The 14,849-nt window shown below is 57.1% G+C and carries 12 protein-coding genes and 2 pseudogenes; all 14 read right to left on the bottom strand.

All coding sequences use genetic code 11. The features are described 5' to 3' along the window. Positions 1 to 7: 7 nt before the first annotated feature. Positions 8 to 708, bottom strand: a pseudogene (locus MTX21_RS35290) (CoA transferase subunit A). 70 nt (positions 709 to 778) lie between these two features. Further along, the gene (phbB, locus tag MTX21_RS35285; RefSeq protein ID WP_280969074.1) at positions 779 to 1,501 is read right to left on the bottom strand and encodes an acetoacetyl-CoA reductase; all 723 of its coding nucleotides are present in this window, start codon (positions 1,499 to 1,501) and stop codon (positions 779 to 781) included. Between the two features lie 35 nt (positions 1,502 to 1,536). After that, the gene (phaC, locus tag MTX21_RS35280; protein WP_280969073.1) at positions 1,537 to 3,264 is read right to left on the bottom strand and encodes a class I poly(R)-hydroxyalkanoic acid synthase; all 1,728 of its coding nucleotides are present in this window, start codon (positions 3,262 to 3,264) and stop codon (positions 1,537 to 1,539) included. Between the two features lie 130 nt (positions 3,265 to 3,394). Continuing rightward, positions 3,395 to 3,637, bottom strand: a complete 243-nt coding sequence (locus MTX21_RS35275) for a transcriptional regulator (RefSeq protein WP_280969072.1) — start codon at positions 3,635 to 3,637, stop codon at positions 3,395 to 3,397. Positions 3,638 to 3,695: 58 nt separating this feature from the next. Continuing rightward, positions 3,696 to 4,658: a VOC family protein gene (locus MTX21_RS35270; protein ID WP_280969071.1), complete on the bottom strand. Its 963-nt coding sequence runs from the start codon at positions 4,656 to 4,658 to the stop codon at positions 3,696 to 3,698. Positions 4,659 to 4,679: 21 nt separating this feature from the next. Continuing rightward, positions 4,680 to 5,546: a fumarylacetoacetate hydrolase family protein gene (locus MTX21_RS35265; RefSeq protein ID WP_280969070.1), complete on the bottom strand. Its 867-nt coding sequence runs from the start codon at positions 5,544 to 5,546 to the stop codon at positions 4,680 to 4,682. A 30-nt stretch (positions 5,547 to 5,576) separates the two neighbouring features. After that, complete coding sequence (locus MTX21_RS35260) at positions 5,577 to 6,575, bottom strand: branched-chain amino acid ABC transporter permease (protein WP_280969069.1); 999 nt, start codon at positions 6,573 to 6,575, stop codon at positions 5,577 to 5,579. Positions 6,576 to 6,667: 92 nt separating this feature from the next. Then, a complete protein-coding gene (locus tag MTX21_RS35255; RefSeq protein WP_280969068.1) occupies positions 6,668 to 7,534 on the bottom strand; it encodes a branched-chain amino acid ABC transporter permease in 867 nt (288 codons plus the stop codon). A 7-nt stretch (positions 7,535 to 7,541) separates the two neighbouring features. Beyond that, positions 7,542 to 8,246 (bottom strand): ABC transporter ATP-binding protein, encoded by a 705-nt coding sequence (locus MTX21_RS35250; RefSeq protein ID WP_280969067.1) that lies wholly within the window; start codon positions 8,244 to 8,246, stop codon positions 7,542 to 7,544. Next, positions 8,243 to 8,962, bottom strand: a complete 720-nt coding sequence (locus MTX21_RS35245) for an ABC transporter ATP-binding protein (RefSeq protein ID WP_280970895.1) — start codon at positions 8,960 to 8,962, stop codon at positions 8,243 to 8,245. Before MTX21_RS35245 ends, MTX21_RS35250 begins: the two co-directional genes overlap by 4 nt. Positions 8,963 to 8,980: 18 nt before the next feature. Continuing rightward, complete coding sequence (locus MTX21_RS35240; RefSeq protein WP_280969066.1) at positions 8,981 to 10,318, bottom strand: ABC transporter substrate-binding protein; 1,338 nt, start codon at positions 10,316 to 10,318, stop codon at positions 8,981 to 8,983. Positions 10,319 to 10,488: 170 nt separating this feature from the next. Continuing rightward, positions 10,489 to 12,291, bottom strand: coding sequence for an FAD-dependent monooxygenase (locus MTX21_RS35235; RefSeq protein ID WP_280969065.1), 1,803 nt, complete (start codon positions 12,289 to 12,291; stop codon positions 10,489 to 10,491). A gap of 1,134 nt (positions 12,292 to 13,425) precedes the next feature. Then, a pseudogene (locus tag MTX21_RS35230) lies at positions 13,426 to 14,018 on the bottom strand (IS66 family transposase zinc-finger binding domain-containing protein); the annotation flags it as partial. A 176-nt stretch (positions 14,019 to 14,194) separates the two neighbouring features. Next, positions 14,195 to 14,635, bottom strand: a complete 441-nt coding sequence (locus MTX21_RS35225; protein WP_280969064.1) for a nuclear transport factor 2 family protein — start codon at positions 14,633 to 14,635, stop codon at positions 14,195 to 14,197. Positions 14,636 to 14,849: the final 214 nt, after the last annotated feature.

Genomic DNA, 14,849 nt, shown 5'->3' with positions numbered 1-14,849 from the left:
TGCTCTCCTAGGCCGCGTGCCGGTCGCGCGTCGTGCGTTGCTCTATACATTTCCGGATATTCGGCACATGGACTATCCGTTGAACGTAAATGCCAGGCGTAACGACATGGTCGGCATTGATCTCGTCAGAGTCGACAAGATGCTCGACCTCTGCGACCGTTACCTTCGCAGCGGTCGCCATCACCGGATTGAAATTACGCGCCGTCTTCCGGTAGACAAGGTTGCCTTCCGTGTCGCCCTTCCAAGCGTGGACGAGAGCGAGATCAGCAACGATGCCTTGCTCCATCACATAGGTTTCGCCGTTGAATTCGCGCAATTCCTTACCTTCAGCGACGACCGTGCCTACCCCCGTTTTCGTGTAGAACGCCGGAATACCGGCCCCTCCTGCGCGAACACGCTCCGCAAGCGTTCCCTGGGGATTGAATTCAATTTCCAGCTCGCCTGCTAGATACTGCCGTGCGAACGCTTTGTTCTCACCGACATAAGAGGAGATCATCTTCTTGATCTGTCGTGTATCAAGAAGAACACCAAGCCCAACGCCGTCAATGCCCGCGTTGTTCGATACAACGGTCAAACCCTTTACGCCCGAAAGTCGCACTGCCTCGATAAGCACCTCCGGAATGCCACATAGCCACCGGCCATGACAGTCATTCCATCCCGCAACAGTCCGGTGAGGGCACCTACCGCGTCCGAATAGACCTTTTTCATTCTCTGCTCCTGCGGTGCTTTGTTCCCGATCGCCCTTTTTCGTCGATCACAACTTTCTTCGCGCGACCATCTACGCCATGTACTGGCCACCATTGATAGAAATAGTCGAACCCGTGATAAAGCCGGCCTGCTCGGAAGCGAGAAATGCGACCGCACGGCCAATCTCCTCGGGTTCGCCGAGACGTCCCAGGGGGATAAGAGGCAGGATCTTGCTTTTGAGTACCTCCGGCTCGATTGCCGCCACCATCTCCGTGCCGATATATCCAGGACAAATCGCGTTGACGGTGATGCCCTTACCGGCGTTTTCTTGAGCAAGCGCCTTGACGAAGCCGATGTCACCGGCCTTCGCGGCCGAGTAATTCACCTGCCCCATTTGGCCCTTTTGTCCGTTGACCGATGAGATAACGATGATGCGTCCCCAGGAACGTGCCCGCATCCCCTCGATCACCGGGCGCGTCATATTGAAGAGGGAATCCAGATTGGTGCGGATGACATCTGACCATTGCTTCTTCGTCATTTTATGAAGAAAGCCATCACGCGTGATCCCCGCGTTGTTGACCAACACTTCGATCGGGCCGATCTCTGCTTCAACCCTCGCTACTCCGTCCGCGCAGGCATCGTAGTCTCCAACATCCCACCTGAAGACCGCGATGCCCGTCTGTGTATTGAAGTTGCGAGCGATCTCATCGTTGCCTGCATAGCTCGCTGCAACTCTGAAGCCCTGCATTTGGAGGCTCTTTGAGATCGCTGCCCCAATTCCGCGGGTCCCCCCAGTCACTAATGCAACACGCATTCAACCCTCCCATCCGCTGCATCATCGAGAACGGCTCATTCTGTTTCTACTCGGACGTAACGGCCCGGCGCTGGCTCGATTGGCCGAAATCTCGCATTTCCGAATTCCGTCGGAGCCGGCTTGGTGCCGGACCATTGCTTTTTCAGCCATTGGTCCCAATCGGGCCACCAACTGCCAGACCTCTCTTCCGCGTTGGACAGCCATGCCTCGGCTGTCGGCGAGAGCTCTTCATTGACCCAATAGTTGCGCTTGTTGCGTGAAGGGGGATTGATCACCCCGGCAACATGACCGCTTGCCGCCAGCACGAAGCGAGTACGCTTGCCGACTGTCCGCGATGTCGCGTAAGCCGTGCGCCAGGGAACGATGTGGTCTTCGCGAGCGGCGAGCAGATAGGTCGGGACCGCGATGCGCGACAAATCGATACGGACACCACATTGCGTGGTCCTGTTCGGACTTTTGATGTTGTTCTCAAGATACGTATTGCGGATGTACCAGCAGTACATCGGCCCTGGAAGATTTACCGAATCAGAATTCCAGTAGAGTAGATCGAAGGCATCTGGGGTCGCTCCCTTCAAATAGTTATTCACCACATACGACCAAATAAGGTCATTGGCCCTTAACATTGAAAAGACAAGACCGAGCTCCTTGCCGGGCAGCAATCCGCCTTTGCCAATCTTAGCTTCGCATGCCAACACATATGGCTCATCTAATAAGAGGCCCAGATCTCCGGTATCGTCGAAATCAAGCATCGTTGTCAGCAACGTCAGGCTTGCAAGCTTCTCCTCTCCTTGCGCGGCGAGCACCGCCGCAGCGCATCCAAGTATAGTCCCCCCAACACAGAATCCGAGGGCATGAGCCTTCGGACTTCCGGCGATTTCGACCACAACATTGAGGGCTTGAAGCACGCCGAGTTCGACGTAGTCATCCCACGTTAGATGCCCGAGCGCCGAATCCGGATTGCGCCAGGAAATCAGGAACACCGAGTGCCCCTGCCCGAGCAGATAACGAACGAACGAGTTATCCTCAGTGAGGTCAAAAATATAGAACTTGTTGATGCAAGGCGGCACGATCAGGATCGGCACACTGCCGACGGCTTCTGTCGCGGGTGCGTATTGGATAAGTTGGATGAGCTCGTTCTCGAACACGACGTAACCAGGAGTGACCGCGAGATTCCCTCCGACTGTGAATGAACCCTCGTCGGTCGTCGTAATATGACCTTTCTGAATATCCTCGATCAGATTCTTGACGCCATTCATCAGGCTTTCGCCACGGGAGCGTACAGCCTCCCGGATAACCTCGGGATTGGTCGCAGCAAAATTGCTCGGACTGATAGCTTCCGCATAAAGGCGAGCATAGAACCGTAGCTTCATCCTCGTCCGCTGATCGACCGCCGCGTGTTCAACGAGTTCGTGCAGAGAATTTATTCCAACGAGATAGGTCTGCTTGAGCGTCTCAAAGTACGGGATCTCGCTCCACATAGCGTCCTTGAAGCGGGTGTCTGCCTTTCGCTCCGCTGCTGATGGTTTCACTTCGAGACCGAAGCTCGAGAGAACGATGCTTCTCCACATTTCCCACAGATGCTCCGCTGGCAGGAGATACCTTTTCTGTGCATCAGGGAACGGCAAGGCCCCCAAGGAAGGCGCGTCCCTTTCGCGTTGCGCGCTGCCTGAGCATGCTTGATCGAATCGATGGAGTATATCCTCTCCGGTCTCGAGGAAACTCTTGAGCACGCTGACAAGATTGAAGTCGCTTGAACTACGCATGGTGATCTTCTCCTCGCTCAGAGCGCAATCAACGACGCGACGGTCGCGCTAACCGCGTAAATGTTCGTATCGTCTGCCGGCCTGTCCAGTGATTGAACTTTTGAGGCCGACTTACGTAGCACTGCCCCGCTTACGAGGACTCTCCTTTCAAGCGAACTCCTGGGTTCGGGTTGCCAATGAACTCGATGCCAGCCTTTTCGAAAGCGTTCCGTATTTTTTCGATCGTCTCGAAGTGTGCGCCAATGGGGCCATCCTCGAGACCCTCGAGTCTGCGAACCGTGGAAATCGCAACTCCTGACTGCAGCGCGAGCTCATATTGCTGCCAGCCCAAGAGAGACCGCGCTGCCTTGATTTGACGTGTAATCACCAGCATTGGTCCTCCCGCCCGATCGAGAGCCAAGCATCTTCGCTCGCATTCTTGCACGCAGCGCTCACGGGGTCGCAGCCTCATAGTTGAGCGCGAAATCTGCTGGAGGGACCGGTCCCCAAACGTAGAACGCATCTTCGCCAGGGTGATCTTCCGCGTTCCAATCATAGTTAGCGGGAATGTAGTCGATATCGGATGAGTACTCCGAATAACTTCCCCACGGATCCCGAACGTAGTGAAAGTAATTCGATCCCAACACGTGGCGGCCGAGCCCCCATCCCGCCGAGAACCCTTTGTCGGCCATCTGCATGGCGCCCATGCCGATCTGATGGATGGACTCGACATCCCAGCTTAGGTGGTGCAATCCCGGACCAGTAGACTTGGCCAGGGCAATAAGATGATGGTCGCTACCGTGAATCCCGTGCATGAACGCGATCCCGTCGCCTGATCGATCCGACAGTCTCAAGCCGAGTACCGATCCATAAAACTGGATCGTGCGCGAAACGTCGGATGCGAAGATCAGGATATGCGCCAAGCGTCGCGGTCTGACTGGCGAGACTGTGGAACGTTTTGGGGCATTCTGCACGCCGACGAGACCTTGCTCGTTGAAGCAAGCGGGCTTCTCATTAGGGGAGGTCTTTTCCCCGACTCTGATCTCGATCAGAAGCCCATCTGGATCCCGAAACCAGATCCCATCGGATTCGAAGCCGGCCGGAGGATCGAGTTGGCGAACATTGTTTAACCTCAGACGTTCGCGAAACCTCGGAAGATCGTCGGCGAATGCACCAAAGGATAAATAAGAAAGCTTCTTCCGTGAGCCTTCGGTGACGATGCCCCAGCAGTGCGAAGCACCGTGAGTTCTCACCGCCAGACCGGCTCCTTCGGTGCGGACATCAAGACCAAATGACGAGTAGAAGCGCTCGGCATCCTTTAGCGCAGGAACAGTCAGACTGAAATGATCGATCGAATGGACTCCGAGTTCTCCGGCTCGCCGTGTTGGCTGGACATAACTTTTGATCTGGGTCATGTTTCCTCACTGCCGTATTTGCTACCGGCCGGCTTCCTCGGCGACGGGATTTCGCAATACGCCGATTTTTTCGATTTCGACTTCGCAGATGTCGCCTGGTTTCATCCACAACGGCGGCTTGCGCGCCACTCCGACGCCGGAAGGGGTTCCTGTGACAATCAAATCTCCCGGCTCCAGCGTCATCGCTTCGCTGATGATTGATATCTGGGTTGCGACGTCAAATACCATCGAGTCGATTGCTGCACTCTGAACGATCGCTCCATTGAGGCGCGTTTCCAGTTTTAGTCCTGAGCAACCGGGCGGCAGTTCGTCCGCAGTTACGAAAATGGGGCCGAATGCGCCAGTACTGTCGAAATTCTTACCGATCGTCCATTGCGGCGTTTTGTTTTGGTAGTCGCGGATCGACGCGTCATTGAATATCGAGTACCCGGCGACATAGTCGAGCGCCTCTCGCTGCGGGATATGACGGCCGTATCGGCCGATGATTGCAACAAGCTCTCCCTCGTAATCCAGTTGCTCCGAGGCAGATGGACGCACGATCGGGTCACCGTGGGCGATGAGACTCGAATTCACACGTGTGAATAAGGCTGGATAGTCCGGCTGATCGAAGCCGCTCTCGCTGGTATGGTCGAGATAGTTCAGCCCGACGCAAATGATCTTTCCTGGGTTTCCGATCGGCGGGAGGTGCCGGACCAACGACATGTCGATCGCAGGGCCATTGAGCAGTCGGTTAAAGCCCGCTGATAAGCACGCATGACCTGCTTCGATCAGCTTGTTGAGGTCGCCCGGATATTCAGGGTCGCCGGAGTAACGTCCGACAAATCTTCCGGCGCCGGCGTCCACAGCCAGGCCTCGCCGTCCATTCAAAGCAACTGACACGAAGCGCATCGTTTTGTCTCCGGTTTGTCTCGAGATCAATCACGTTAACCGTTGCAACACCCGCTGCGTCGGGAGCAAGCGCACCTGGTAACGTTGGGTAATCTCTCCCCATACGCCTCTCGGCATAAACAGCATGGTAAAGACGGCGAGTCCGCCGAGGATAACCAAATAGAGGCTGCCGAACTGCGACAGGTAGAAGGTGAGCGCCCACAGGATCAGAACGCCAAGTATCGGGCCCTCGATCGTACGCACCCCGCCGATCACCACGACGAAAATCACGTAGGCCGTCCAATCCGTGACGCTGAAGGCGGCATCAGGCGAGAGTCGCGCCTTCTGCAAATAAACAAGCGCTCCGACCATGCCGGTGGCAAACGCAATAGCAATCCAGAGAAAATAGCGGATGCGGCCGGTACGGACACCGACGCTGCGTGCTGCTGCGGCATTGTCTCGACTGGCCGCGAGCGCAAGCCCCATGGGAGAACGTACAAAGAAATAGATGCCTACCGTTATCCCGATGGCGAGTAGAAGAGCAGACCAATACATCAGCACGTCCCGTGCAGCTGCGGGGCGCAAGCCAAACAGGAATTGAACCGTCTTCAATCCGATCATCTGCGACAGTTCGTTCGGCGCGATCGAGATGCCGGTACCTCCTCCAAGGAGCTTAAACTGAGCACAGACAAGGCGGAGAGCCTCCGCCGCCACCCAGCTGCCGATTGCGAAGTACGGTCCTTCGAGACGAAACAGCAACGGCCCCAATATCGCGGCCAATACGGCTGCGATAGCCCCAGAGAGGATCACCGCGGTCAACGGATCCATTCCCACGATCAGGATCGCGCCAAACAATGAGTAAGCGCCCACACCGACAAATGCCTGCTGACCCACTGAAACCAATCCGCCCCAACCGGCCAACAAATTCCACAATTGCGCGAGCGAAAGTACTGTGAAGACGAAGATCAGATCCTGGATCAGATTTCGCGGTGCAATTGCTGGCAATGCGCAAAGCGCGACCAGGAGGACGACAGCAAGGATTGCGGCCATCGTAGATTGCCGAGTGCCGACCTGAACACGCCACACAGGAGAACAAGTCATAGTCCCTTCGGACATAGCTGGAGCTTGAACGCTTGCAAGAGTCATTGCCGCCTCGACGGAAAAAGTCCCCGCGGGCGCATTACCAGAACCGCGAGGAACGCCAAATGCCCTGCCAGAATCTGCCATTCCGGATTGATGCGTGCCCCGATAGCCTGTGCAAGGCCGAGTACAATGCCGCCCGCGAGCGTACCCCATAGACTGCCAAGACCGCCGATGATGACCGACTCAAACGCATATAGAAGTCGTGCTGGACCGATCGACGGATCGAAATTCGCGCGGATACCAAAGGTCACGGCGGCGATGACGGAAATCGACAAGGATAAGCCGACGGCGACGGCGTATACCGTACGCTCGTCAATGCCCATTAGTTGAGCGACTATTGGATTGTCGGCGGTCGCACGAAACGCTCGGCCAAGCGACGTGCGATAGAAGATCAATTCCAAGAGCGCGACCGCGGCAATTGCGCTGAAGAGAGCTGTGAGTGGCGCGAGACCGATATTCAGGTCCGGCCCCAAAGCAATCGAAGCGGATTCGAACGCGCCTCCCTGAAGCCGATGGCTATCAGCGCCGTAGGCGAGCAGCAGCCCATTCTGAATGATTATGGAGAGACCGAACGAGACCAGCAGCGGCGGAAGTATATCGTCCCCGAGCACGCGCTCCAGCACAAGGCGCTGCAGAAGGAAGCCAACAGCGAACATTACGATAATGATGAGAGAAGCGGCTAAGATCAAAGGCAAACCGAGCGCATTGGTTAGGGCCAGCATGAGATAGGCGGCAAGTACAATCAGATCGCCGTGGGCGAGGTTTACCAGTCGCATGATTCCGAACATCAACGACAATCCAAGCGCAAACAGTGCATAGACGCCGCCGAGGAGTACGCCTTCGATGATCGTCTCAATGCCGTTCATCTTCACCTCACATCCCGAAGTAGGCTGCCCGGATCGCGTCGTTGTCTGTTTGGGATGATCGGCCTTGTAGCGTCACCCGACCCTCTTGTAGGCAGTAGAACCGGTCCGTAGAACGTAGGGCGCGGGCGACGTCCTGCTCAACCACCACAACTGCGGTGCCGCTTTCGCGAATCTTCGGCAGCATTCGGTAGATATGCTCGACGACTATGGGAGCGAGCCCAAGGCTGATCTCGTCGCATAACAGAACGGACGGATTTGACATTAGCGCGCGGCCTATTGCGACCATCTGCTGCTGGCCGCCGGAGAGAACGGTCACGGCACTGCGGCGGCGTTCGTGCAAGACTGGAAACATCTTGTAGACTGCTTCCACATTCCAGGGGGTCGTCCGCTCGCCGCCATAGGCCCCGATCAGTAAATTCTCTTCGACGGAGAGCGAGGGAAACAGATGCCGCCCCTCTGGTACCAACGCGAGCCCAAGTCTGACGACACTGGCTGCAGAGCTGTCGCCGATGGCGCGGCCGACGAAATGGATGGTATCGGGACGGTTGCGCACCAGACCAGCCATTGATTTCAACAACGTCGACTTGCCTGCGCCATTGGCCCCGATCACCGCAACAGCTTCGCCCTTACGCACTTCAAAATCGACACCGAACAGCGCCTGAAAATCGCCGTAAAATGCATCGAGCGCTGCGGCTGTGACGAGCGCGCTCATGCAGGTACTCCCATATAAATGGCGTGAACCTCTCGAGAGCGCATCACCTCAGATGGATGGCCAAGCGCGACAATTTTACCGAAGTTCAGCACGACGAGGCGCTGCACTACGGCAACTAGTGCATGGACCACGTGCTCGATCCAAATGATGGTGACACCTTGTTGATGGATTGTGCGTATCGTCTCGACCAGCTCGTGACACTCGGCGTCCGTGAGGCCGCCACCAATTTCATCCAGTAACAACACGCGCGGGTGCGTGGCGAGCGCCCGAGCCAACTCCAATCGCTTGCGATCGAGGAGCGGCAAGGCACCGGCCAAACGATTTGCCTTGCCTTCGAGGCCCGTTAGGACAAGGATCCGCCCACAATGCTGAACGGCCGCGGCTTCAGGCATGTTGGCGCCGAACAATGCGGCGACCGAAAGATTCTCAAACACCGAGAGATGGTCGAAAGGCTGTGGGATCTGGAACGATCGTCCGATGCCGACGCGACAGCGATCCTGGGGCGAAAGATGTGTAATCTCGTTACCGTCGAGAATAATGCGACCTGAATCCGGCCGCACCATTCCGGTGACGAGGTTAAATAGGGTCGACTTGCCCGCGCCGTTGGGACCGATCACGCCCAGCGCGTCGCCCTCGGAGATTCGCAAATCGATGTTATCGGCGACCACGATTGCCCCGAACCGTTTGGAGACGGTGTTGAGTTCAAGCATGAATATTCCCGAACGAGCCGGCTCTCAGCTAAGAGCTTGCATTTCGCCACCGAGCGGTATCTGAGACGCGTGTCTGTTCTCGGTAATGACCATGTCGTACTTATCGCCCTTAAGGCGCCACTGGCCACCGACCAGTGGTGTCTTGGCGATGTTCTTGGCAGCGAACGACGGCACTCTGTCGGATCCGAACTCGATCCGACCAACGATCGTATCGAGCTTAGTCGCGCCGATCGCTTTTGAAATCGCTGCGCCGTCGCCCGAATCATCGGATCTCTTGATCGCGTCTACGGCTACCTCAAAAAGCGAGTGCACGAAGCCTATGAACTGGGTCCACTGCTTGCCCGAAGCCTGTTCGTAGCCTCTCGCAAGCTCTGCCGCGCTTGTGCCGTTCAAGCTGGATTTGTAGGGGTGCGTTGGCGTCCACCAAACTTCGGTAGAGATGTTGTTGCCACTCTTACCCAGTGCCTGTACCGCAGTCGGGAACAGGAGCGCCTTAGCGACGGATACGACCTTCGGTTTGAAGCTCTTTTGACGCGCCTGGTTCCAGAAGGTGGTGAAATCCGGTGGGATAATTACGCCGGTGACGATTTCCACGTCTGCATTGCGAAAAGCCGCAATCTGTGAACTGAAATCATCCGTGAGATTCTGAAAGCGACCGGAATCGGTGAACTTGTACCCCTGTTTGGCGAGCACCGGCGGGAAACCGATCTTTGGGTCACCCCATGCATTGCCGTCGGCATCATTCGGAAAGAGCGCCCCCACCATCTTGTTCGTCGAGACTTGGCTCCACATCCCCGTAAATACGTCGATGACGTCCTCGAGGCCCCAGAAGTAGTGATACGTGTAGTCGAACGGCTTCCAGCTCTTCGGGTCTGCTGGATTCGCCTGGCGACCAATGAAATTGGTCTGCCAAGGCGCGAGGCTTGAGATGCAGGGGATCTGCTCTAGCTCGCATTGCGTCGCAACGGGGTTTACGGTTTCTGGCGTAGCCCCGACCACCATGAGAGAAACGTCGTCACGGGTTATCAACTCTTTGGCCATTTCCGCAGCGCGGTTTGGATTAGACTGGCTATCCTTGACGACGATCTCGATTTGACGTGTTTGTGAGCCGACCTTGATGCCGTCCTTGAGCGACTTTCGGAATTCTGTAAGTACGAACTCATCGGCTTCCGCAAATCCGGCTAATGGTCCACTCTTAGGTGAGACGTAGCCGATTTTGATGGGCTTTGCGGCTTGAACTGCTGAGCTGAACCCAGTCAATGTCCCGCCGATGGCTGTGCCGACAAGACCCTGCAAAACTCGGCGTCGATTCGGACGCGGTACTTTGCGTCCGTTTGCGGCATTTCCTCTGTCTTTGTTCATGATCGATCCTCCCTGTCGCCGCTGCGGCGGCGCCACATCTGTTGACACGTGTGAACGTCTTTCATCATGAAAATGGACTCCTGGACCGCAATTCGGCGGCTTAGGCATCTTGCCTCTGCCCTGATTTTCGAATGGCGTGGATGGATGATCCGTAGAGTCCTACCCTGTGCTCAAGCGATTCCGACGGCCTCTGGCCCATCAGTGACTTCTGTTCGCCGGCCGAGCACCCTCCCGAACACCTCGACCAGCACGTCAGACGCATTCGGAATCGCTTCTTTTGCCCGCCACGCCACGTACAGGTCGGGCCGGACCACGACGCAACCGTCTTCATCGACTTCACTCAATCGGTACCAGTCTGCATAGATATCGAGCGCATCGCACCCTGCGGGACCGATGCTGACCACATCGACTTCTAGTCCGTAAGCCGCTTCGACGGCGACCGCTGCATCCTTCCAGCACCCGCCGCCGATACCAGTTAGCAGCGTGAAGCGGCCCTTGCCTGCAAGGTCCAGTGTAGACTTCCGCTTGCCTCGCTGTTCGACCCACGCATGCGGAAGGTGTGCGCCCGGCCAAGTCGTGGGATGGTAGTGAAGTTCATGGTCGCGTAGGAATGGCGGCTCAGGCGAAGCATCTGATACTATGGCTGACGAAGCATAGCGCTGGTTCATCTCGACGCCGTGGCAATTGAACTCATAACTCTTGTTCGCAATCGCCTGGTAGATGCTGCGCCGTCGATTCTTGCCTTCTGGCGTCGGCGCCTTGCGCGCCTCTATAGTCTCTCGCGCCTTCAAGGGATCAGAAGATGATAGAAGACCGAGCGCCTCGAAAATCAGCCCTGTATCCCTGATGCTCTTATTGGCGCGCTTGACGACTTGCCTACCCACGGGCTGCCGCTCAGCGGAGTACGTATCGAGCAACGTGGGCGATGCCCGGTTCTCGAGCACTAGCTTCAGCTTCCAGCACAGATTGTAGGCGTCCTGGATCGAGGTATTGGAACCGAGCCCATTAGTCGGCGGATGGCGGTGCACAGCATCACCCATGCAGAAGACCCGTCCCGCCGCGTAGTTGCTGGCGTACATTTCGTTTACTGTCCAGGTCGAGGTCGAGCGAATGGTGACTTCCAAGCTCTCATCACCGACCAGGTTACGGACGATTTGCACTGCATCGTCCGTGCTGATCTTGGGGGCTCCTCGTTCCATGTCGTAACCCCAGATGAACAGCCATTCGTTCCAAGGACGTACCATGCGCACGACGCCAGCCCCGACGCCCATACGCGCTCCAGGCTGCAGGACCCAGTAAAGTACACTTGGACGGTGGGCTACGTACTTGGTCAAATCGACTTGAGCCACAATGTTCATGCTGCCAGAGAGTCCCATTTGACCCTCCATCGGCAAGCCGACAACTTCGGCGACACGACTACGCGCGCCGTCGGCGCCGATTAGATATTTGGCGCGGATCTGGTAGCTCTCGCCAGATAGCCGATCGGTGATCGTCGCCGTGACGTGATCGGAATTCTGGACCAGATCAACGAATTCACTATTGAATCTGATCGCAGTTCCGCGCTGGCCGGCAGCTTCCAGCAGAATAGGCTCGAGAAGATTTTGCGGCACATCACACATGCTGGTGGGACTCGCCAGCTCGTATTCGGCGCGGCGCGTCGGGTGGTTACCCCACGAATAGAGGCGGCCAAATTCCTCGCCGGCAAGGCTGTCGCAGAAAACATTGTTAGCCATTAAATTCTGTGGCGTTCCCTGAGCGATGACCTTCTGCTCGACGCCCAGCTCACGGAGGACCTCCATCGCTCGCTGATTAGTGATATGAGCGCGCGGCGTATCAGCCAGCCATCCGAATTTAGTCACGAGTAGGTGCTTTACGCCATACATGCCAAGCAACGCGGCTGAGGTCGCACCGGCCGGACCACTGCCGACTACGAGAACGTCAGTCTCGATCAAAGGTTTGCTTGAAGTGTTCATGTCGTCCTCTGTTTGGTGGCTTGGTCACCCTGCTTTCCGAGTCGCGGTGGGCCCTCACTCCGGCCCAATCGGTGACGGTACGAAAGATAATCGGCTCGGCACGCATCCATGATGTCGACACCAAGTTGGATCAGCCAGGCGTCCCGACGCGGCATCGTCCGAGCATGGTGAACTTCATTGCGCCTCGCGACGACTGACCGCATCAACGAGCATAGAGACGCCAGCGACATCTGAAAGCAGGACGACTCCCGCACCGACGCGCATCTCCATGTCCTCCCATTCAGGAAATCCGTGTCGAGCGGCACGGCCGTTCCCGAACCGAACACCGCGCTATTGTTGCGAGCAGTAAGCACACGTGGCCGAGCCTTGTTTCAGACGGCTCGAATGCGAGGGGCGCGCAGGCGCTATGGCCATGCCATCGATGCTCATGACGTTTTCTCCCAATTTCTTGTAGGTGGAAGTTAGCGACGGCTCCGACTTCCGGCCTGCACGAAATCAACTGGAAACTGCACGAAATTGAAAAAATCATATCCGATCGAGTCCCGGTCCCGATCTGTCTCCGCGTAGATCCGATTGCGGGCCGGGGTCACGCCTTGCAACGCTGCAACATTGGCGTCCGACGCTCTCGTGCTTGAAACCGCAGGCGAGTGCAATGTCCGCTATGGTTTTCGTTAGCATCGGGATCGCGCGTCTTGGCATCCGCGCCTCTCTGATAGCGCACAGTTCAATATACCTGCTGTGCCCTTGAAAGGCAGGCGAGCATCTCCATCGAATGAGGGGTCACGCGTCGCTTCTAAAACTTGCGTGCGGGCCGCATCTAACCTACGATTTGGGTGCTCGAGAGCGATGAGCCGCTTTGGCGAGCGCAGCCGCAATCAGCTCGATACCAACTGAGCAACCGACAATTTACCCGTCATGGTGCCGCCGATTGCGTCGCGAGATGCTGGAGCACAGCATCTGTCTCGCCCAACAGGGCGAGCTCTGCCGCCTAGTAAACTTTGACTCGCAGCAGAGATCGAAGCTAAGGTCGAGGCTCGTCGAATTCACACGCCAAATTAGAGTCATCGCTCATTGGCGGTCCGCCCCAGCAACTGTTTGATTTCCAAACAGTTGATCGGCGATAGTCAAGCCGAATGACGTGCGGTTGAGCCGCTGATGCTGACCGAACTTCTCGAACATGATCATCACCAGGAGGCTCGGGCCAGCCTAACCGAGCGATGGCATGGAACGGGGCCGCCGCCTGGCTGATCTTCTCGCAGTCGCGGCAGGAGAACTTCTCCCGGAACGTCTCGATCACCTTCCAATGGCGCGGCACCACTTCCAGCGTCCGCGTCACGTCCTCGCGCGAAGGCGATTGCTGCCGCAGCATTCACACGCGGTCGGCCCGTCGATGACCACCCGGTCCCGGGGAGGTGGTCGGGGAAGGTCGGGCGCTCGGCGCGCTTGCGGATAACTTCCCGCACCCTCGCCGGTCTTGGCCGCGGCCTATTCCGCCGCCAGCTCGTCCTCGGTGGCGTCGGCTTCCAGCCCTTCGAGTGCCAATGCCAACTGCTCGATCAGCCGCGCCGAACGCTCCGACGGTTGCCCTTAGATCTGATGGTTTAACTTGGCGATCTGCAGCTTCTGCTGAGCCATCAGCGCTTCGTCTTCCGACGCTTTCGCGGGCGACCGCGAGCTCGGCAGCGATCTCCAAACTTCGCGCGCTCGACCGCGAGTGCCTCTTTCAAAGCGACAATGTCATCCGGATCACTTGCCGGAGCGATACGGTTCAGGACAGTCCGCTGAAGCTCGACTGATGCGGGAGCGCCTCGCGCCGAGGTCGCCGAAGTACCTTTCTGGTGATCGGCGGCCTCGCGCCGAGACCGCCGAAGTACCCATCTCGCGATCCTCAGTCCTCAAAACATTATTTGTTGGTCAACCAAGGATAGCGGGCGGTGTCCTCGTCGCCGTAGTCAGGGTCGAGATAGATGAACAGGCGCTGGATCTTGAAATCACGAATCTCGAACACATCACACCAGCGACCGGCATGGGTGAGGCCGGCGCGCCACTCGCGCCCGTTCGTGGTTCGGCCAGAGCTGGTGCCCTCCACCACGACAACGTCGCCCTGGTGGATATAATTGAAATTGGCATAGTCGTGCTTAACCGCCGCGATAATTTCCCCGACCGACGCGAACACATTCTTGACTGCCTGGACACCATCGACGACCCCAAACTTCGGGAAATATAACTGAGCGTCATCAGCGAAAAGTTCGAAGATGTCATCGCCCCGGTCGAGACGCTTGAGATACTCCAGCGCCACCGATTTACGTTGCTCGTCCGTCATCGTCTGCGTTGTTACCGCCATCACTACCTCCTGGTAAATTGAGAATACTACCTCAGCTGAATTCGCAACCCAGGCGCCGACTATTTCTACGCCTGCGGCACTTTCGATTTCCCAGCGTACGGAGCAAGGGACGTCGCTAACGTGCTGTATGCATCCTGATCGGCGTCTTGCGACCAACCTTCCCCGTTACGATCATGACATCTCAGTATTTGGGACGAATGTCGCGACGTTGCGG

This window comes from Bradyrhizobium sp. ISRA430, from assembly GCF_029909975.1.
Taxonomy (GTDB): domain Bacteria; phylum Pseudomonadota; class Alphaproteobacteria; order Rhizobiales; family Xanthobacteraceae; genus Bradyrhizobium.
This window is presented reverse-complemented; position numbering and strand designations above follow the sequence as displayed.